At 50.3% G+C, this 19,727-nt stretch carries 16 protein-coding genes; 6 read left to right on the top strand and 10 right to left on the bottom strand.

The window, feature by feature from the left end; translation table 11 throughout:
- The first annotated feature begins 88 nt into the window (after positions 1 to 88).
- Positions 89 to 334, top strand: a complete 246-nt coding sequence (locus GWC94_RS00260; protein ID WP_161833005.1) for a hypothetical protein — start codon at positions 89 to 91, stop codon at positions 332 to 334.
- 36 nt (positions 335 to 370) lie between these two features.
- On the opposite strand, the gene GWC94_RS00255 is transcribed toward GWC94_RS00260, so the two are convergent.
- The gene (locus tag GWC94_RS00255; protein ID WP_161833004.1) at positions 371 to 1,996 is read right to left on the bottom strand and encodes a hypothetical protein; all 1,626 of its coding nucleotides are present in this window, start codon (positions 1,994 to 1,996) and stop codon (positions 371 to 373) included.
- A gap of 195 nt (positions 1,997 to 2,191) precedes the next feature.
- Positions 2,192 to 2,797 carry an HAD family hydrolase gene (locus GWC94_RS00250; RefSeq protein ID WP_161833003.1) on the bottom strand — a complete coding sequence of 202 codons (606 nt, stop codon included), beginning with the start codon at positions 2,795 to 2,797 and terminating at the stop codon, positions 2,192 to 2,194.
- Between the two features lie 253 nt (positions 2,798 to 3,050).
- On the opposite strand from GWC94_RS00250, the gene GWC94_RS00245 reads away from it, so the two are divergent.
- On the top strand, positions 3,051 to 4,466 hold the full coding sequence (locus GWC94_RS00245) for a DUF6055 domain-containing protein (protein WP_161833002.1): 1,416 nt from the start codon (positions 3,051 to 3,053) through the stop codon (positions 4,464 to 4,466).
- Positions 4,467 to 4,504: 38 nt separating this feature from the next.
- Here GWC94_RS00245 and GWC94_RS00240 read toward each other — a convergent pair whose 3' ends face one another.
- Positions 4,505 to 6,124: a GH35 family beta-galactosidase gene (locus GWC94_RS00240; RefSeq protein WP_161833001.1), complete on the bottom strand. Its 1,620-nt coding sequence runs from the start codon at positions 6,122 to 6,124 to the stop codon at positions 4,505 to 4,507.
- Between the two features lie 219 nt (positions 6,125 to 6,343).
- Between GWC94_RS00240 and GWC94_RS00235 the strand changes: the two genes are divergently transcribed.
- Positions 6,344 to 8,698, top strand: coding sequence for a TonB-dependent receptor (locus GWC94_RS00235; RefSeq protein ID WP_161833000.1), 2,355 nt, complete (start codon positions 6,344 to 6,346; stop codon positions 8,696 to 8,698).
- 33 nt (positions 8,699 to 8,731) lie between these two features.
- The gene (locus tag GWC94_RS00230) at positions 8,732 to 9,838 is read left to right on the top strand and encodes a PepSY-associated TM helix domain-containing protein (RefSeq protein WP_161832999.1); all 1,107 of its coding nucleotides are present in this window, start codon (positions 8,732 to 8,734) and stop codon (positions 9,836 to 9,838) included.
- Positions 9,839 to 9,888: 50 nt separating this feature from the next.
- Here GWC94_RS00230 and GWC94_RS00225 read toward each other — a convergent pair whose 3' ends face one another.
- From GWC94_RS00225 to GWC94_RS00215, 3 genes are read right to left on the bottom strand one after another with little or no spacing between them, the layout of a single operon-like run.
- Positions 9,889 to 10,458 (bottom strand): dihydrofolate reductase family protein, encoded by a 570-nt coding sequence (locus tag GWC94_RS00225; protein WP_161832998.1) that lies wholly within the window; start codon positions 10,456 to 10,458, stop codon positions 9,889 to 9,891.
- 60 nt (positions 10,459 to 10,518) lie between these two features.
- The gene (locus GWC94_RS00220; protein ID WP_161832997.1) at positions 10,519 to 10,950 is read right to left on the bottom strand and encodes an EthD family reductase; all 432 of its coding nucleotides are present in this window, start codon (positions 10,948 to 10,950) and stop codon (positions 10,519 to 10,521) included.
- Between the two features lie 43 nt (positions 10,951 to 10,993).
- A complete protein-coding gene (locus tag GWC94_RS00215; protein ID WP_161832996.1) occupies positions 10,994 to 11,554 on the bottom strand; it encodes a DUF937 domain-containing protein in 561 nt (186 codons plus the stop codon).
- A 94-nt stretch (positions 11,555 to 11,648) separates the two neighbouring features.
- Between GWC94_RS00215 and GWC94_RS00210 the strand changes: the two genes are divergently transcribed.
- Complete coding sequence (locus GWC94_RS00210; RefSeq protein ID WP_161832995.1) at positions 11,649 to 12,020, top strand: response regulator; 372 nt, start codon at positions 11,649 to 11,651, stop codon at positions 12,018 to 12,020.
- Between the two features lie 54 nt (positions 12,021 to 12,074).
- Positions 12,075 to 12,200 (top strand): DUF4172 domain-containing protein, encoded by a 126-nt coding sequence (locus GWC94_RS17035; RefSeq protein ID WP_161832994.1) that lies wholly within the window; start codon positions 12,075 to 12,077, stop codon positions 12,198 to 12,200.
- Positions 12,201 to 12,467: 267 nt separating this feature from the next.
- Here the strand turns inward: GWC94_RS17035 and GWC94_RS00200 are convergent, their stop codons facing one another.
- The 4 genes from GWC94_RS00200 to GWC94_RS00185 all read right to left on the bottom strand — a co-directional run bounded on the left by GWC94_RS00200 (position 12,468) and on the right by GWC94_RS00185 (position 19,725).
- The gene (locus GWC94_RS00200; protein ID WP_161832993.1) at positions 12,468 to 14,045 is read right to left on the bottom strand and encodes a WG repeat-containing protein; all 1,578 of its coding nucleotides are present in this window, start codon (positions 14,043 to 14,045) and stop codon (positions 12,468 to 12,470) included.
- 471 nt (positions 14,046 to 14,516) lie between these two features.
- Entirely contained in the window at positions 14,517 to 15,467 is a 951-nt protein-coding gene (locus GWC94_RS00195; RefSeq protein ID WP_161832992.1) for a DUF1259 domain-containing protein, read from the bottom strand.
- A 21-nt stretch (positions 15,468 to 15,488) separates the two neighbouring features.
- Complete coding sequence (locus GWC94_RS00190) at positions 15,489 to 16,595, bottom strand: efflux RND transporter periplasmic adaptor subunit (RefSeq protein WP_161832991.1); 1,107 nt, start codon at positions 16,593 to 16,595, stop codon at positions 15,489 to 15,491.
- Positions 16,579 to 19,725, bottom strand: a complete 3,147-nt coding sequence (locus GWC94_RS00185) for an efflux RND transporter permease subunit (protein ID WP_161832990.1) — start codon at positions 19,723 to 19,725, stop codon at positions 16,579 to 16,581. Before GWC94_RS00185 ends, GWC94_RS00190 begins: the two co-directional genes overlap by 17 nt.
- Positions 19,726 to 19,727 lie beyond the last annotated feature (2 nt).

Below are 19,727 nucleotides of genomic sequence, written 5' to 3'. Positions count from 1 at the left end.
CAGCATGTATTTGACTTTTGAATTTTGACCCTCGGTCCTGTAATATTTTAACAGCCTCCCCTACCAATAGGCTCTATCTTTGTCGATTATGTCCAGATTCATCCTTTATGCGATCCTGTTTTACCTGCTGTACAGGTTTATCGTGGATCTGCTGATCCCTGTGGGCAAGGCCAGCGCCCAGGTAAGAAAGAATGTACAGCAGATGCAGCAGCAACAGCAGGAATATGCCCGTCAGCAACAGTTCCAGCAGCAGAAACAGGAACAGCAGGCTGCCCGCCAGGCTGAAGAAAAAGCGGCCGAGAAGGATTATATCGATTTTGAGGAAGTCAGGTAAACAGGCGCCTTCCCTGCGCCTGTCTTTCATTCCCGGTTATAATGTCCAGCCAATGCTGACCCCCAGATTACTGAATTTGTATTCGTCATTGGTGGTTTTTCCGTAATAGTATTTACCGGAGGGGTCTTTATTGTAGGTGATCTCATGCCCTTCCTTGTTCTTGGTGTAGTCTTTTCCATTGATCGAATACAGGTGGTACTGTACGCCTATCGACAGCTTTGTTTTTGGTATATTCAGCGTTGCGCCGAAGGTGGTTTTGGTTCTCCACAGGGGAATCATGTCGAGATCTTTCAGCGTGAAATCGTTCGTAAGCAGTTTTCTTCCTGTTGAAATACCGTCTACCAGGTCTATCCCGTACATGGCATTCAACACAAGTGGCTTCAGGGGTATATTGAGTCCTACGGATCCGCCGGCCATCAGACAGGTGTTCTGTATCTGCACCTTATACGGTGTGGCGGACTGGTATCTTTGAATGGTATATTCATAAATGGGGGATTCCGTATAGCCTACGCGGATTTCCCAGGACAGAAATATCCTGTGCACGATAACGGAAAGATAGATATCCACTGGCTTCTGCAGGGAGGGGTTCATGAGCTTGGTGTATCCGCCGGACAGCCCCGCATAGTTAAACAGCATAAACCCGGCTTTTGTTTTTTCGTGCGGATCGGTTGATTCTGCAATATTCTGCAGGGAGGTTGCCAGGGCGGTGCCTGCGTCGGCCATGCCCACCCAGGTAGCGCTTTTTATGTGGTCTATTTTGGCTTGCACATCGTAAGAATAGGATTCTCTTTGCGCAGCCTCGTATTTTGCTAACGCGTCCCGGTAATTAGATTCGCCTGCAGCGTATAACTTATCTCCTTCGGCTTCGATCGATCGGGCAATAACCTGGTGATAGGCGATATTTCTTTGTATCTGCTCTTCCGTTAATCCCCCGCTGCCGGAATTAGAGGACTTGTTTTTGGTTTCTTTTTTAGGCTCTTTCGATTCGATCACCAGACCAGAAAAGCCGGAGGAAGATTTGCTTGAAGGTGCCAGCGCCGATAACATGTCTTTTATTTCGCCCTTTCGATATACGGGTACATACAGTGGCGACAGCGGCAACAATTTTTCATAGGAAAAAGGAATATGTTTCGATTTGGATGGGTCATAATAGGCATACCCGCTGCCGTTTTCTATACCGGTATTGGGTGTGAAATCCACCTGGTATATTTTGTATCCCTCCCTTTTGTAGCGGTTTATCAGATTTGTCCTGATCTTTTCGATTGCGGATAAGGTATTGTCGGAAGACTGCAGATCGTTTTCACGGACCGTGGTGGCATTCCAGCGCAAAAAACCACCCCCAAGATCCTCAATAACCGGGCTCCCCAGCATAACATTATCATAATCTGCGGAAAATTCTCTTTCGTCCCGATTGATAGGCTCAATCAGCTGGCGGAAGTCGAGGAATATCGGTGCCTCATCGATACCGATGGCCTGGTCTAACAGGTCAAAACGGAAAATATTTTTTGCAATGACCATCACCTTTATTTTCTTATCTGATATCCTTTCGCCGGTAACATAGGGAAAGAATACCCAGCGCTCATTTACGGGCATTGACTTCTGCGCGTTCAATAGGGGTTGAAAAAAAAGGATCAGCAGAACAGCAGGTATTACTCTGGTCATGGCAATTAAGTGCTTGGGTTCGACAAACTAAATGCAAATCCACGGCTGATTACACAAGCAGGGATGGAAAAAATAAAAAATACCGAGAAGTAGGTAGGAAGGGAATAGAGAACAAGGAACGGATGAACAAGGAACAGGAGGGCAGGGAACGGAAGAGCAGGGAACGGAGGAGCGGGGAATAGAGAGCAGGGAATATCAGAGTGTCAGATCGAGTACGGTTTGGGGTTTGGGGAGGTGGATGGTTTGCAGACCCAGCTCTTTGGCGGCCTCTATGTTTTTGAGGGTATCGTCGATGAACAGGGTTTCTGCTGCTTGCAGCCCCTGTTCTGTAAGAATTGACTGGTAAGATTGCGGGTCGGGTTTGCGCAGGCCCATTTCATGCGAATAATAGGCTTTCACAAAAAGATCGTTGAAGTCCCTTCCCTTCAGCGTATAGAACTGTTTTGCAAATTCCTGGTAGTGGATGATATTGGTGTTGGAGAACAGGAATACCTGGTACTTAGCCGTCAGCTTCCCGAGCCAGTCTATCTTGGCGGGATCGAAACCGATGATCAGCGCATTCCAGCAGCGACGGATGGTTTCATCGCTCAGCGGGCACCCGCATATATTGCGTATATGATCAAAGAACTGCTGTGCGGTCTTTTCCCCTTTTTCAAAATCCACAAAAAAAGGCGAGGCTGCCTGCTGGCTGTAGAGGCGTTCAAACCCTTCCACACCTTCGAGCTCAAATGCCTGGTGGGTAAGGGCGAAGTCTATATCGAGAATAACGCCGCCGAGATCGAAAATAAGAGACTTGGTCAATTTGAAAATTTGAGGACCTGCCTCGCGGGCAGGTGGATTTGAAAATTTGAAAATGGTTCCGGTTAGCCATTCAAAAACCGTGCGACAAGGTAGCCATTTTTAGCGGACAGGTTTGTGGAAGGGCTTTCGCAAACCCGGTTTCTTCAAGTGGATTAACCAAGTTCATACATATTTTAACCGATACAGGCGCCGGTCCGGAAAGCTGCTTCATTAACGCTACATTCATTTCCATTACTGATCTAATACCGGAACCATGACTGCAAAACGGGTCTTCAGGGTGTTTGTACCCATTTTTTTTCCTGTTACATTGATGGCACAGGGCAATGGCGGCAGTACCGCAGCACCCGAGCCCTATGCAAGGATCAAACTGGCCGGCGAAAAAGAACTCTACCTACCCGGTAAAGTGTACCGTACACCCGACAGGAACAATTATTTCAGCGATACCAGCGAGTTCAGTTTTTCCAGAATGGCCGAGTCAAAGAACATCGTGGTGTTCTGGTCGAAGGAATTCGGTAAGGACCCGATGGCCAATCCCGATGAAAAAAAGCGTTTCGATGTAACTGCAGCCCTCCCGGAGCTGGAAAGGTTTTACGATTACTATGTCAACGACCTCAAACTGGTGCAGAAGGGAAAATCGCTGACCGATCAGTACAAAATGATCCTGTACGTGATCGGCGGCAGCGGCGCAACGGCATTTGGCGGCGGCACCGAAAATAAGATCGGCATGTTATGGACGCCCGCCGTGCGGATGTCGAAAGCGCCCTATGGCGCCCTGGCGCATGAACTGGGCCATTCCTTCCAGTATATGATCAGCGCCGACAATGGCCGCGGACCCAGAGGGGCCATATCTGAAATGTCTGCACAGTATATGCTTTGGCAGGTATATCCCGAATGGATGCGTTTCGAGAATTACCACCTGAAGGATTTTATGAAGCAAACGCATTATGCTTTTCTGCACCCCATCAATATGTACCATTCGCCCTATGTTTTTGAATACTGGTCGAATAAGCACGGCATCGAATTCTTCGGCAATTTTTCAAGGGCCACTTTACCCGGCGAAGACCCGGTAACCACCTACAAACGCATCACCAACCTTACACAGGAGCAGTTCAACGATGAAATGTTCGATGCCTGCCGCCGGTTTATTACCTGGGATATGAAGCGTATCGAAGCCGTTGCCCGGCAATATGCCAACCAGCATACCACTTCACTTACAGCCAAAGAAGGCTGGTTCACCATTTCCCAGGCAAACTGCCCGCAGAACTACGGCTACAACGGCATTCAGCTGAAAGTTCCCCGGGCAGGAACAAAGGTTACTCTGGATTTCCAAGGTATTGCCGGCGCAGCGGGTTTTACGGCGGTGAAAACAGATAATGCCGGCTGGCGCTACGGGTTTGTTGCCTACCAGAAAAATGGCACCCGGGTATACGGCGCAACCGGTAAAGACGCAAACGGCCGTATGGTATTCCAGGTGCCGAAAGAAACGGAATACCTGTGGCTGGTTGTGATGGGTGCGCCTACCGAGCACTGGCCGGTTGCATTGGGTCGTCAAAGACAGGAGACCGATGCCAAACCGCAGGAAGAACAATGGCCCTACTGCTTCAAAATAACGGGAACCGCACCGGTGGACAGCATTGTCCGGGAAACGGCGGTCGCGCAAACTTTTTGAAAAATGGCACTCTGTCAAAACTTCATCCCGCCCAGCCCTTACTCGTAATCGTATAGCGTGATTTTTTGTATGGTGTACTCGCCGTGGCCGATCCGGATATGTCTTCCCTGGTGTGTCTGGTCCCCATTGAGATGTTTCAGCACTTTCCAGGTTCCGTTTTCGAATATGCCTTCCTCTGTTTTGAGTATGCCGGTGTTCTTTTTCCGCTGGCGGAAATTTTTACAGGTGATCACCACACCCGATCCCGCAATGTAAAATTCATTGGCGGCGGTTTGGATGATGATGGCACCGCCAAAATCCCACTGTTCGCCGGCAGCACCCGCTTCCCAGCCAAGCGTATAGCTGTTCTTACAGGAGAATTCGTAATTGCCCAGCACCACCGTCGATAACTGCTTTTCTTTATCCAGTAACACGGCATCGATGCGTTTTTGGCCCTGGTGCGCGCTGATCAGCGGCTGCAGACGGCTAAGCAGTTGGTAGGTTTTTGCCAGCACTTCGCGCTCCTGTTTTCCGCCGTTCTCAATGCTGAAGGGAGAAAAACCGATGGCATCATAATGACCGATGGCAAACAAGGCTTTGGGACCAACCGTAGCATCAAACCGGTGCTCGGGGATGAACAGCGGGTTGGATTGCCGTGTATACAGATCGTTCCATTGCTCAAAATCGGGGTTGTAAAAATCGGGCGATAACATATCGATGTCGGGCGCGGCCGCCTTCCAAATATCCATCAGGTGCGGAAGCGGTCCCGCGCTGGGGTATTCGCCGGGTATCTTACCGGGTCTGATCAGCGCTGCGTTCACAAACATGGGCAATGGATATACCGCTTTGCCCGCTTTTACGATCTCGTTGGTGAATCTGGCAAAATGCCATGCCATAAACAATTCGTCTGCCTGGTAGCCATCACCAAAAATCTCCTGCCAGCTGCCGCTGGTCTTATACCCCTGTTTCTTCCACCATGCACTTAGTTCGGGCACCAGCCCGGCCCGGTTTTTCAGCAGGTATTGCATCAGTTCCGCGGGCACGGCTTCGCTGAACAGTTTATCGGCCGCGGGATGGTAATCGCGGGCCGATGGCAACATACCGATTTCGTTTTCCGGCTGCACCATGATCACCGTGTTGTTTTTACCGTCTGTCTCTTTCAGGTATTGCATCAGCGCCGTAAACGCGTTTTTATCAGCCTGCAGGTTGGCTGCGCTGAAAGGACTCAGTATCTCCTGGCTCGTACCTTTTTCGTCTTTGGCCCTCGGGTATTTTACCGGGTTGGTCTTGATCCAGGCGGGCGCATGACCGGACATGCTGTTCTTCCAGGAGCCGAACCAGAGCAGCACCAGTTTCAGGTCCTGCTTCCGCGCTTCCGCGATGAGTTTGCCAAGCAGCCCGAATTCGAATTTCCCCTCGGCCGGTTCTATCAGTTCCCAGTAAACCGGGGCCAGCAGGGTGTTTACGTTGAGCGCTTTTGCCTTCTCCCATACCGGCGCCATATTTTCCACACTGGTAAACGTGGAGTTACCCAGCTCGCCGCCCAGTATCATAAATGGTTTTCCGTGTACGACCAGTTGCGTGGCAGGGGCTTTTATTGCCAGATGCGGGATCTGCGCCGTCAGGTTGGATATCATGGCTGCCAGCGCAGCAAAAAAGAACAGGCAATATTGTTTCATATGACGTTTTTATGCGCCGGATAAAGATAGGAAAGACAGGAAAGCGCAGCACGGAAGCGGAAACAGGGTTAGAAGCCGCCGGTTTGCTGAAAAACTGCGGTAATCAAACAGCGGAGACTGGCATTTCCGCAGTATTTCCGGTTATCGTAACCCATTTTTCCCGATTCTTATGCCGGTTTATGCGGTGAACGCCCAGTTTTGCGCGCAATTTATCTATGTATGAGAATAGTGATCTTTATAGTATGCCTGGCCATCTCCCCGCTGGGCGTTTTTTGTCAGCAGTCAGTTTTTACCGTTTCGGGAACGGTAACCGCTTCCGACGGCGTGCCTGCGCCTTCGGTGACCGTTCGGTTAAAAGAAAATAACCGCACATCGGTAACCGATGTCAATGGCAGGTACCATTTTTCTTCGGTTCCTGCGGGCAGCTATACCCTGCTGGTATCGATGATCGGTAATAAACCGGAACAGAAAAGCATCCAGGTGGTCAATGCAGCTGTGCAGGCGAACATCAGCCTGGAATCCGCATCCAGCCAGCTGACCGAAGTGATCGTTTCGGCGGGAAGGGTTCGGGAAACCATCGATGAAGTGCCGTCGTCCGTAGTGATCCTTGGCAGCAAAACCATCGAACAGAATATCAATATCACCACCAACCTGGGCGATATCCTGGAGAACCGCGTATCCGGCCTGGCGCCGAGTACAGGACTCAGCAGCAATTTTGGCCAGACACTTCGCGGCCGCAGCCTGCTGATCATGGTGGATGGCATACCGCAGTCAACACCCCTGCGTAACGGCGCCATGGACCTTCGTGCGCTCGATCCTTCGGTGATCGAAAAGGTGGAAGTGGTAAAAGGCGCAACAGCCATATACGGCAACGGCGCCGCGGGCGGTCTGATCAACTATTTCACCAAAAATGCAAAGACGGATAAAGTGCTGAACAGCCTTACTTCGGTTGGCATGACGGGTTCGCTTGTAAAATCGGCCAACAGTGTGGGCAGCAGACTGAGCCAGACATTCTATGGCGATAAGAACAAACTCAGCTATGTGGCAAGCGGCGTTTACGAGCAGACCGGTGAGCTGAAAGATGCCAAAGGAGATGTGTTGCCCCCGGTTTACGGACTGGGCGAAACAGATTCGTATAACGCATTTGCCAAACTGGGTTATGAGATCAATGCGCGTCACAGGGTACAGGCCAGCTATAATTTTTACAGCAGCAGGCAAACCACCAATTACCTGACCGTTAACGGCGATTATAAAAACGGCGTAAAAACAACGGCGGTGCAGGGACAGGCCAAAGGCGTTCCGCAGGGCGTAAGAGGCAACCATAACCTGAGCCTGCAGTTCAGCGGCGAAACCGGTATTGCCAACACACATTACGATGCGGATATCTATTACCAGAGCGTAGACAATATTTTCTTTTATTCCGAAGCGTTTGTAGACGGCGGTATCTCCCGCATCCTTTCTAAAAAGAACGGTGCGCGTGTTGTTTTCAATACGCCTTTTGTTGGCAGGAATATGGATGCCAACCTGACTTACGGACTGGATGCCCAGCGCGATATCACTTCGCAGCCGCTGGTTGACGGACGCATCTGGGTACCGGAAATGGATATGTTTAACCTGGCGCCGTTTCTCCAGACAAAATTCAACCTGTTCAGCAAACTGGTGCTGAAAGGCGGCGTGCGTTACGAAAAAGTGAGCATAGGCGTATCCGATTATGCCACTTTACCCTCGAGGAATACCACCACCGGCGTGGTGACGCCTTCTATGAATGTAAAGGGAGGAACCCTGCGTTACAACACCTGGGTATTCAATGCAGGCGCCCGTTACCATCTTTCCGATTATTTTCAGCCCTATGTGAGTTTTTCACAGGGATTCAGTGTATCGGATGTGGGACTGGCATTGCGTGCGGCACGCGTAAACGATATTGCCAAGATCAATACCGAGGCGGTGATCGTGAGCAATTATGAGGCAGGGTTTGTAAGCAAGTTCAACAAATTCCGTTTTGAAGCAACCGGCTATATCAGCAAATCGGATCTGGGCGCCAACAGCGTATTCCAGAACGGTATATTTGTCGTGGTAAGAACACCCGAGCGTATCACCGGTTTCGAATTGTCTGCAGACATGCAGGTAAGCAAAAGGCTGCAGGCGGGTGTATCGTATACATATACAGAGGGTAAACTGGACGGCGATAACGACGGTTCTTTTAACGGCAAGAGCGATGAATACCTTCCGGGCCAGCGTATTGCGCCACCCAAGATCACCGGTCATGCAGACTATGCCATCATTCCGGGCAAACTGAATGTAATGTTGCAGTACACAGGCATCTTGCGCCGCGATCGATTTGCAAGAAATGCCAGCGGTTCTTATGACCCGTACAAGGCACCGGTAAATCCTTACCACCTGTTCAATTCAGTTATCAGCTACCAGGCAAACAGTTCCGTTTCGCTGAACCTGGGTCTTGAAAATATGTTCAACGCCGATTATTTTACCGCGCGTTCACAATGGGGTACGTTTAACGACAGTTATACCAAGGGCAAGGGCGCGGCCTACCGGCTGACGCTGCAGGTAAAGCTCTAACCCGGCTCAACAGCAAAAAAACGGTTGACTAAAATGACATTGAAGCAGCTATCGGGCAGGATCCATTTATGGTTAGGTCTCTCTACAGGACTGATCATCTTTATCATCGCAATTACCGGCGCATTGTACTGCTTTGCGCCGGAATTGCAGGACCTGCAGCCCTACCGCCATGTAGCCGAACGCAATGCTTCTTTCCTGCCGCCGTCCGTACTCAAACAAACCGCAGAGCAGCAGGTGCCGGGCAAATTCGTTTTGCGGATCTATTACCTGGAAAAAGATAAATCGGCGATGGTATTCCTCTTTAAAAAAGAGGAATACAGTTATTCGGTTTTCATCGATCCCTATTCGGGCCAGGTATTGAAAGTGCGCGATAACGACCGCGACCCGATCAGTGTGATCCTGAAAATACACCGCACCCTACTGATACCTTACGGACATGATGTGATAAAATGGTCGGCGGTGATTTTCTTTTTTATGATCGTAAGCGGCATGGTGCTCTGGTGGCCGCGCAACAGGGGTGCACGCAAACAGGGTTTTACCATCCAATGGAATGCATCGGCCAAACGGCTGAACTACGACCTGCATAAAGTGCTTGGCTTTTATGCCTCCTGGCTGGTGATTCTTACGGTGATCACGGGACTGTTCTTTGCCTTCGAGGGTTTTGCCGGTTTTGCTTACCGGCTTGCAGGGTCCGGCAGATCGGTTGTACATCCCAAGCCGCCCGTATCGGACACCACGCATGTGCTGTCGGCAACCGCAGCGGAAGATATTGTTTGGAACAAACTCAGCAACCAGCTGCATGCGCGGTATGCCTCGTTTATATTTGTATTCCCCGCCAATAAAACCGCTCCCTTACTGGTTCGCGCAAACCCCGACAGGAAAACATTGTACAAAACAGATTTTCTTTTTTTCGACAGCTACAGCGGAAAGGAAATACCGGGTTCGTATGTATGGGGTAATTACAGCGATACCAAAACTTTTGCCGATATCATCAAGCGCACCAACTACGATGTGCATACCGGCATACTCTGGGGTTTACCCGGCAGGATCGCACTGTTCTTTGCAGCCCTGGTTGTTGCCAGTTTGCCAATAACCGGTTTTTTGTTCTGGTGGGGACGCACGAAAAAAGCAAAGGAGTGATCTTACAGCACAGACCGGCTGCATACGCAGGAAGGTTTTGCTACGCACTGCTATCTGTCCACCGTATAATTCAGTTCGGTTACGCCGCAATCAAATGGCCGGGTGCTTACCCGCTGCAGTTTTGTTGTGTTTTTGATACCTGCAAACAGGGGAATGCCCTGCCCAAGGATAATCGGGTTCACAAACAGCCAGTAGCCGTCTATCAGATCCTGTTGCATAAGTGAATGCGTTGCGGTGGGGCTGCCGAAAAGCAGGATCTCTTTCCCTTCCTGCTGCCTTATTTCCTGTATCCTTTCGGAAAGGTTATCACTGATAATGGTGGTGTTGGGCAGGTCCGCGTTCTTCATTGTTTTTGATAACACGATTTTGTGCACTTTGCCGTACCACTTCGAATGTTCGATCTCGTGCCTGGTGGCGTTGGGTTTGTTACCTGCGGTGGGCCAGTAGTTTTCCATCATCTGGTAGGTTACCCTTCCGTATAAAGCCGTATCGCCTTCGCTGATCCGCTTACCGACATAGTCAAAAATTTCCTGCTCGGCTTTGATCCAGTTCATTTCCCCGTTCGGTCCTGCCACAAAACCGTCGAGCGAGAGGTGCATAAATGAAATTATCCTTCTCATAATCGTTTTTGTTTATTCTTTTACCGGCGGGTGCCTGTCGTTGATACCCCTTCCCGATTCTTACCTTGCGTCAGTAAATCCCAGTTTCCTGACTTCGCTTATCTGAATAGAAGGCTGGATATTGGTATATTTTTTTATGTCGCTGCGAATGGTATCTATGTTTTGGGCAATCGCCTTATTGTATTCGGCCACATCCGTCACGAAAAAATAACCTATCGCCACAAAAGGCGCTTTGTCGTTTGCCGTTCTGCCGGAAATGCCCTTATCGATCTCGTAAAATTTCAAATTTTTTCCCAGGAAGCCGGCTACCATCGGCATGTGTTTGTTCTCATAATAATCCATATCGAAGTTTTTGTCCTCCCCGCCAGGATATAGTATCGCCACTTTAAACATCCCCGTCTCCGGCAGGGGCGACTGTTTTAGCCGGCTCGTTTTGCAGCTTAGCGATGCCGTTACAATGGCAAACAGGAAAAGAAGTTTTACTGTATTCATGCTATGTTTATTTGTGATGGGGAACCGGGTTACAGGTACGCGGCTATCCGCCAAACAGGCCTTTCAGCTTACCCATGATCCCGCCGCCATCGCCACCGCCGAGCATTTTCATGGCATCCTGCAGATCGGTATCGCCGTCGCCATCCACATCAAAAGCGCCGGATCTGAATTTGTTTAACAGTCCGCCAAAATCCAATCCGCCCTGGCTGCTGCCGGACAGCTTTGCCATAATATCCTGAAATCCAAAGCTGTTGTCGCCCGGATCATTGGTCTTGTTCACCAGGCTGGTCATTACATTGGGAATAAGGTTATTCGCCACCGAAGCCGCCTGCCCCTGGTCCAGGCCAAACCTGCCGGCAAGTGATTCTGTAAACCGGTCCTTTGCATTTTGCGTGAGCGGGCTGGCGGCCACATCGCCATTTCCGGAAAACATACCCAGGATATCTTTTAGGCCGCCCCCCGAAGCCGCCTGCTGCAGGCTGGCCAGTATACTGTCGGAAGCCGAAGCCACCGCCGCCTCGTTCTGCTCGTTGGGGATGGCAGGGTTGTTGATGATGGCGCTGCCTGCATGTTGTTTTACCAGGGCGATCAGGTTGTCTATCATATTGGATTGTTTTCCCTAATATACTGCAAATAGCTGTGATGGGGAAGCGGGCAGTGTTATGGTTGCAGGCCCGGATTTTGCTTTACCATACCATATGGGGAGGAAGAAGGTCATACTGATAGAAGATGATCACGCCATTTGCGAAACCATAACCCTTGTTTTGGAGTCGGCGGGTTATGAAGTAACCTGTTTTACCACCGGGGCGCTGGTAACAGATGCGATTATGCCCATCCCCGATCTGTTCATCCTTGACAAAAATATTTCCGGAACCAACGGGATGGATCTTTCCCGGTTCATCAAATCTGGCAACCAGTACAGCCGCGCACCTGTTCTTCTGATAACCGCAAGTCCGGATATAGAACAACTGGCCGAAGCCTGCGGGGCAGATGGGTTTGTACGCAAGCCATTCACCCTCAAGGAACTTCGTGCAACGGTAACCAGGCTGCTTGATAAATGCGGAGATTAAGCCGATTATTCTCCGCATGATTTGCGGTGAATGAACTGATATGCGGAGAATACCGTGTATAGCTACGATCAGGCCAAATGGCCGAATTTTACCTGGGACAGCGAACGGCTGTCTGCACTGCTGACCGAAATCCGGTACAGGCAGGGGAAACGGCCGCAGCACAAGTCAGCTGTTGCGTGAGCATTACTGAAAGACACGGCTAAAAGAACGGGAAATCGTTGCTGCTTCGTCCGATCACCTAAGCTGTTCGGAAGAAACAGGACAAGACATTGGAAGTTCTCTTATCTCTGCGCGGCGCTGCACCTTCTGCGTCTCTGCGGTGAATCGGTATCCTGTTTTCACCGCAGAGGCGCGGAGGAGGTGAGTTTCGCAGAGAGAGCGGTTTCTTATTCAGCCATCCGCGGCTGATCGCAACGGCCTCAGCACTTCCGGAAACTGCAGGTATCCTCAGTTTATTTTCCTGCCGGTTTTATCGATAAAATACGTCTGGCTGCCCAATCGAACCTGGGCTCTTCCATTCTCAAAATCGGTCACTTCGTCGAACTGGGGCGGGATGACCTCTTTGCCTTCGCCATTCACATAACCCATTTTATTATTGAGCAGCACCACGCAGAGACCTTCACTGAAACCGTACAGCCTATCGTATTTCACGGGAACAATCACCGATCCGTCGTTGGCGATCACCCCGATTTTTCTATCTTTCACTGCCAGCACAGCATCGTCCTGCCGCACAAGTGTGTCATACTTCGCCTCTACGGTTTCCCGGCCTTTTTCATCGACCAGCCCCCATTTGTTGCCTACCTGTACAAAGGCATAACCCTCTTTCAGGGTGTACAGCTGGGAATATTTCGGAGGGGCCATTTCCGTCAGCGTTTCGGAAAAAAACCCTTTTTTCCCCTGGCGACCGAAATAAAACAGGGGTTTATCACTGGCCAGCCTTCCCAATTCCTCGTACTGAAAAGGAACTTTGGTTTCGTTGTTCTTGTTGATGATGCCGTATTTACCATTCAGTCTCGCGTAGGCATAGCCATTCACGAATGAGGAGGCATAATCGTACATCGGCTCGATGGCCGGTTTGCCCGACTGGTCAACCCAGCCATATTTTTTTTCAAGCAGCACTTTGTACATGCCGTCCGAGAGCGGCTCCACGGTGCCGTATTTCAGCGGCACCGCCACTCTTCCTGTTTTGTCGACCCGACCTGAAGTGGTTCCTATTCTTACAATGGCGCTGCCATCTTTATCAAATACGAACACACGGTCGTAAATCACCGGAACCACTTCCCTGCCCGTTTTGTCGATAAAGCCCCATTTGTTATTTGATTGCACCCGGCACATACCTCCTGCAAATCCGTCCTCTTCTACGTTGGTATACTTAGCAGGCGTTATTTCCCTTCCATCGAGGCTGAGCGCACCCATCAGGTTATTCTGGTTCATAAGGGCCACGCCGTCGTAAAATGTACCGATCTTGTCGTACATGGCAGCCGTTAACTCCCTGCCGCCGGTAGATATCACGCCGTATCTTTTCTTTAGTCCTTCCTCTATCATGTATACGCGCACCGGTTTACCGCCATCGTAATAGTTATTCCTGATCTCCGCATATTTGAAAGGTGTGAGCTCCCTGCCCCGCCGGTCGATCATCGCCCATTTTGTGCCATCGTTCGTCACCAATCCAAACCCGTCGCTGAATCCTTTGGCGCCCCAGTATTTGAAAGGGATCACTTCCTTCCCTTTCATATCGAGGTATCCATGCATATGTGCCCAGTAATGACCGGTTTTGACAGCGGCAAACGGATTGTTGGAATTATCCACGCTCCTGAGTTCCGAGATATATGCCAGGATCAGGCCATCCTGGTACTGGTTGGCTATCCAGTCGTATTTGGCGGCGGTAAGGGCGTTGCCATTGCTGTCGGCAATCCCGTATTTCTGCTTGCCATCCACCCATTTATCGTACACACTATTTCCCTCCTGGGCAAAAACGGCGCTGACCATACAGGCGATGGTCATTGTCAAAAAAAACTTTTTCATCTGGTATTGATTTTGTTTACCGAAAAACATGCTGCTTGGTTCATAAGGTTAACAATGTTCAGGCGTACTGCACCCACCCGCAAACGGGCTCAGAACAGCGCTATTGCCTAAAATAGGACAGAATCGCTTTCTGAAAACATTCCGAAAAAGGATGCCGGGACAACCTGGATTACACAGCTGCCGGGAAGTTTTTTCCGTTGCCAACCAATATAAGGGCTGCATAACAGGTCAATTTACGGCCCATTTTACCGCAGCTGACCGTTGCCGTAAAAAATACCTAGAAATAGGTACCAGCTATGGTGCACAAAAAAAATGATCAGAAGAACTGATCATACATGCAGGGAAGGTATACATGCTGGCACACGAACCATACCGGCACTGCTTTACCGGCAGTAAAATGGGTTATCGGGTAATGAGGTTGTCTGTCCTCAGAAACCGATCGCATTTCCTCTGCAACTACAGCACCTATTATTATTTTCTGCCGGTCTGATCAAGGGCCGCACGCAATGCATGCGCAAGTTTGTCCGCAGGCCCGGTACCCCAGTAGTGCAGGAAGAAGACTTTGGGTGATTCCTGCACCATATGATTGTGAACCGCCACTACCTCGATGCCGTTTTCCACCAGGGTTTTTATGACAGGTTGCACTTCGTTCTCGAGCATGGTAAAATCACCGCAAACAGCCGCTTTAGCGGGCGTTCCCTGCCAGGCGGCCCAGGTATTGAAGCCCATAAAAGCACTGACAGCTGCGCCATCTTCCAACAGCTGCACATCGGGTCTGCCTATGGTGAATTTATACACGCCTTTGCTCATGTCTCCTTTTGCGCCAATGGCTGCATCCAGGGCGGCGGTGTTCAGCGTATTTCTGACCGAATCGGCTTTGACCGCTTTCGGATCGGCGCCACGAACTTCTTTTACCTTATCAAACACAGCCTTTGCCATAGCGGCTGTTTTTTCCACCGGTCCTTTGCCATCGATGTGCATGAACATAATATTCGGGTGATTACGTACAAAGTGGTTGTGAATGGCGGTAATGGAAAGTCCCTGTTTAATCACTTCGGCCTGCACGGGCGCCAAGTCGGTTTCAGTCAAAATTATATCACCCATGATCATCGCGCCGCTGCCATGCGGCGTAAATCCTATCCAGCTGCCCAGGCCCATTGCAGGAATGATCTTAAAGCCATCTACCACCACATGCAGGTCGTTTTGCGGAACGGTCAGTTTATACTCTCCGTTTTTCTGCACCCCTTTCATTCCTGTAATACGTTCGATGGTTGCAAAATCGAGATCGGTAAACGGTGCGCATTCGAGCACATTCGCTTTCTGATCGGCAATCGTTTTACGATCGCTGTAATAGGAGGTAAGCGCCACCGCAGCAACGACCAGCAGGGCGATAACGGCGAAAGGTTTTATCAGGGTTTTCATGTTTATCGGATTTAGGTATGATTATAATTTGATGGCAATTTTTGTACCCGCCTTCAGCTCTTCGGTAGGTTTTGTTACGACTGTGTCACCGGGTGAAAGTTCACCAAATATCTCCTGTCTGTCACCCAGGTTAAAGCCTGTACGCACGTCTACCCATTGGGTGGCGCCGCCCGAAGCCCTGATCACAAATTTACGTTCCTGTGTGGTTACGATTGCCGAAACGGGTACTATCAGTGACACACCCTTTCGTGCGAATACCAGTTTCACATCTGCATAACTGCCGGCCCTCAGTTCGCCTGCCGGGTTTGGCACCGCAAATTCCCATACCTCGCTTCTTGTTTCAGTGGCGATGCTTCCCGATTTGCGGACAAGCGCTGCCTTGATTTTTTTATCCGGCATGGAGCGTGTTGTCAGATCGCCGGTATTGTTTAACAGCACTGCATTTGTGTAGATTTCGGGAACAGCCACCTGCAGCCGGAGCGTTGTATTATTCTCCAGCTCGAACAATGGTTTATCAGAGGGATTGCCTACAAATGAGCCTTCCACAATATTTCTTTTCGTGATGATACCGCTGTAAGGCGCCACTACGGCCAGGTAATTTCCAACCTGCCGGTACGATCTGGCAGCCAGCATGGCTGCATTGTGTTCCGAACTGTCGGCGAGCAGCTGGTTCCTGGCTTTTTGCAATTCCAGCGGTGCAATCACACCATCTGAATGAGATGCCAGCGAAAGCCGGTCGTAATAGTCTTTGCTGGAACGGTAACGCGCGTCGGCTGCTTTTATTTTTTCATTGAGTTCAAGCAGACGGGTATTGATTTCCGGCGCGTCGATCAGGGCGAGTACCTGTCCCCGGCTCACCCTGGAGCCAATATCTGCCGAAAGGCGGCGCACATAGCCCTGGATTTTTGACCGCACTTCCGCATGTTCGAATGCGATCAGCTCCCCGGGCAGCATAATGGATTTTTTTGCTGAATCCACCGTCAGCACAAACACTTTTACGGAATCGATTTTCGGTTTGTCCGTTACCGAAGCGGTTACCTGCTGCTGGTTGCAGGCCGTTACTAACATGCCGAGCATGCCTGCAATGCCGGCGCTTATGAACGCGGAATGCTTAGCTGTTTTTGTCATAATAAATTGAGTTTTTATCATCAGGGTCTAACGATACGCCTGCCCCGGCCGTTTTTTTGATAAAGAAATCATACACTATCGGTAACAGCCACAGACTTGCCACTATACTGAACAGTAATCCGCCAATCACCGCAATACCCAGCGGCGCCGTTTGTTTACCGCCTTCCCCTATACCCAGCGACATGGGCAACATACCCGCTACCATCGCAATACTGGTCATAATGATGGGGCGAAGACGATTGGCCGCGGCATGCGCACCGGCAAAACGGGTGGCGGGGTCTCGTCGTATATCTTGCGCGTTGGCCACCAGGAGTATGGCATTGGCGATCGCCACACCGATAGCCATGATACAACCCATAAAGGATTGTATGTTTAAACTGTTACCCGTGATAAGAAGCATAAGCAGGGAGCCGGCCAACACGGCGGGAACCACGCTCAATACCACCAAAGACAATTTGAACGACTGGAAATAGGCCGCCAGCATAAGCATGATCACCACAACAGCGAGCAACAGACCAATGGAGAGTTCGCTGCTGATCTGCGATAATACTTCTGATTGCCCGCGCACATACACTTTCACACCCTGCGGCAGGCCGCCAAGCGAACGGATAGCTGCAGTGATATCGGTTATGGCGCTGCCCAGGTCTTTCCTGTGCAGATTAGCTGTAAGCGTAATAAAGCGCTGCTGATTAATGCGATCGTACTCTCCTACGGAATTGCCTTTTTTCCATTCCGCTATATCACGCAGGTAGATTGTCTGGTCGCCAAACTTGCCAACCGGGATCTGGTCTACCTGCTCTGCACTGTTCATCAGGAACTGCGGATACTCCACCTGCACCTGGTACGCATTGCCGGATGCCTTATCCAGCCAGTATACCGGCTGTATCAAACGGCTGGACGAGGAGCCGGCAGTTACAGATTTTCCGGCCTGCTCGATTGTAAGACCCATCTGTCCCGTTCTCACCCGATCATAATTGATCTGGATCGTCGGGTAATCGAGTGGTTGCGCCACCTGCAAATCGCGCAGATAGGACAAACCTGCCAGCGATTTTTTCAGCCGTTCTGCTATATCCCGGCTCTGCTGAAGATTGCGTCCCTGCACCACCACTTCAACGGGGTTGTTTGTCCCGAGACTCATCACCTGGTCAACCAGGTCGGCAGGTTCGAAAGACAATAAACCGGCAGGATTGGTTTTAGTCATCCATCCGCGCAGGTCTTCCTTTAATTTTTCGATACTGAGAGAGGCACCTTTGACCAGGTTTACTTTTATCACCGCCTCATGCGGACCGCTGGTATAAAGAAAAATAGGATTGATGGCATAGGTAGGCGGCTGCAGACCAACAAATGCGGAGCTGATCGCAACCTGGTTTTTACCTGCTATGCTATCGACGGCGCTCAGCAGGTTCCTGGTTATATCTTCCGTGCGTTCTATGCGTGTACCTGTGGGCAGGCGCAGGCGTACCTGCATCTGTCCCGCATCCACTTTTGGAAATATCTCTTTGCCTGTTGTACGATAACCCAGATACGCAAGCACAAGCAGGGCAATGAGCATTACCGGTATGATAACACCTGCTTTTCTGCCCGACCGTTCAATATTTGCCGATAATTTCAGCTTAACCTTTTCCAGCCTTGCCTGCGGCGCTGCATGCGCCGAACGCTTCAGCCACCAGTTTGACAGAACGGGAACCAGCGTCTGGGACAAAAGAAAAGAAGCGATCATGGAAAAGCCCACGGCAAGAGACAGCGGCAGGAACATGGATCTGGGCACCCCGGACATAAACAGCGCGGGCACAAAAACAGCCAGGACACTGCATAGAATCAGCAGCTTGGGAACGGCTATTTCCCTGCAGGCATCCCAGATGGCCCTTGCTTTTGATTTACCCGATTCAAGATGATGGTGGATGTTCTCGACGGTGACCGTGGATTCATCAACCAATATCCCGATGGCAAGCGCCAGGCCGCCGAGCGTCATAATGTTGATGGTCTGACCTGTGATATACAAACCGACCACCGAAGACAAAAGCGCCAGCGGGATGGTTAACAGAACGATCAGCGCACTTCTTATATCACGCAGGAACAACAACACCATAAGCCCTGTGAGAAGCGCCCCGAGTAACCCTTCGACCAAAAGACTTTTGAGTGAATTGACCACGTAACCCGACTGGTCAAATTCGTAAGACACTTTAATATCATCCGGAATGGCTGCCTGCATCTCCGGCAGCGCTTTGCGGATGGACTGTACCACGTCCCATGTTGACGCATCCGCCCGCTTTGTAACGGGAATGTATACTGATCTTTTCCCGTTGATCAGTGCATAGCCTGTGGTGATATCGGCGCCGTTGTCGACTGTTGCGAGATCTCTTACAGATACCACCGTTCCGTCTGTATTTTTTACGGTTACGTTTTCAAGTTCTTTAAAATTATCTACCACGCTGTTGGAAGAAGTGATCACCATTTTATCGCCGGTACGGATATTACCCGCCGGCATGATGGTATTGTTTTTAGCAATGGCTGTCACCAGTTCATCGGCTGTGATGTTATAACTGCGCAGTCTTTCGGGATCGGCCTTTATCAGCACGGTTCGCTGGTTACCACCGAATGGAGGCGGCGCTGATACACCGGCAAGCGCGGCAAACATGGGGCGAACCTTGAACAGCGCCAGGTCCTGTATTTCGTTCAACGATCTTGAAGGACTGCTGAAAACAAGCTGACCCACCGGAACAGAACCCGCATCGTAACGCATTACAAAGGGCGGTACCGTTCCCGGTGGCATAAACGACCTGGCTCGTGTGGCATAGGAGATCACTTCGGCCATGGCAGCGGCCATATCAGTGCCTTCGTGAAACTGGAGTTTGATGAGGGCAAGCCCCTGTATGGATTTACTCTCCACCGCCCTGATACCGGTTATATACAGGAAATGATATTCGTAATAAGAAGTGACAAAACCCTCCATCTGCTGCGGTGAAAGACCGCCGTAGGTCTGCGCGACATAGATGGTGGGAGCATTAACTACCGGAAAAATATCTATCGCAGATTTTCGTATCGCCAGAATGGAAAACAGAACAATGCCCGCTACAACCACTATTACGGTGATGGGCTTACGCAGGGCAAATTGTATCAAACGGAGCATAA

The sequence above is a fragment of the Sediminibacterium soli genome (genome assembly GCF_009939225.1).
Taxonomy (GTDB): domain Bacteria; phylum Bacteroidota; class Bacteroidia; order Chitinophagales; family Chitinophagaceae; genus Sediminibacterium; species Sediminibacterium soli.
This window is presented reverse-complemented; position numbering and strand designations above follow the sequence as displayed.

Coding starts and splice junctions, on each gene's coding strand:
- GWC94_RS00200 (WP_161832993.1), bottom strand. CDS start 14,045: ATGAAAAAGTTTTTTTTGACAATGACCATCGCCTGTATGGTCAGCGCC.
- GWC94_RS00240 (WP_161833001.1), bottom strand. CDS start 6,124: ATGAAACAATATTGCCTGTTCTTTTTTGCTGCGCTGGCAGCCATGATA.
- GWC94_RS00195 (WP_161832992.1), bottom strand. CDS start 15,467: ATGAAAACCCTGATAAAACCTTTCGCCGTTATCGCCCTGCTGGTCGTT.
- GWC94_RS00260 (WP_161833005.1), top strand. CDS start 89: ATGTCCAGATTCATCCTTTATGCGATCCTGTTTTACCTGCTGTACAGG.
- GWC94_RS00245 (WP_161833002.1), top strand. CDS start 3,051: ATGACTGCAAAACGGGTCTTCAGGGTGTTTGTACCCATTTTTTTTCCT.
- GWC94_RS00220 (WP_161832997.1), bottom strand. CDS start 10,950: ATGAATACAGTAAAACTTCTTTTCCTGTTTGCCATTGTAACGGCATCG.
- GWC94_RS00255 (WP_161833004.1), bottom strand. CDS start 1,996: ATGACCAGAGTAATACCTGCTGTTCTGCTGATCCTTTTTTTTCAACCC.
- GWC94_RS00235 (WP_161833000.1), top strand. CDS start 6,344: ATGAGAATAGTGATCTTTATAGTATGCCTGGCCATCTCCCCGCTGGGC.
- GWC94_RS00230 (WP_161832999.1), top strand. CDS start 8,732: ATGACATTGAAGCAGCTATCGGGCAGGATCCATTTATGGTTAGGTCTC.
- GWC94_RS00190 (WP_161832991.1), bottom strand. CDS start 16,595: ATGACAAAAACAGCTAAGCATTCCGCGTTCATAAGCGCCGGCATTGCA.
- GWC94_RS00225 (WP_161832998.1), bottom strand. CDS start 10,458: ATGAGAAGGATAATTTCATTTATGCACCTCTCGCTCGACGGTTTTGTG.
- GWC94_RS00215 (WP_161832996.1), bottom strand. CDS start 11,554: ATGATAGACAACCTGATCGCCCTGGTAAAACAACATGCAGGCAGCGCC.
- GWC94_RS00185 (WP_161832990.1), bottom strand. CDS start 19,725: ATGCTCCGTTTGATACAATTTGCCCTGCGTAAGCCCATCACCGTAATA.
- GWC94_RS00210 (WP_161832995.1), top strand. CDS start 11,649: ATGGGGAGGAAGAAGGTCATACTGATAGAAGATGATCACGCCATTTGC.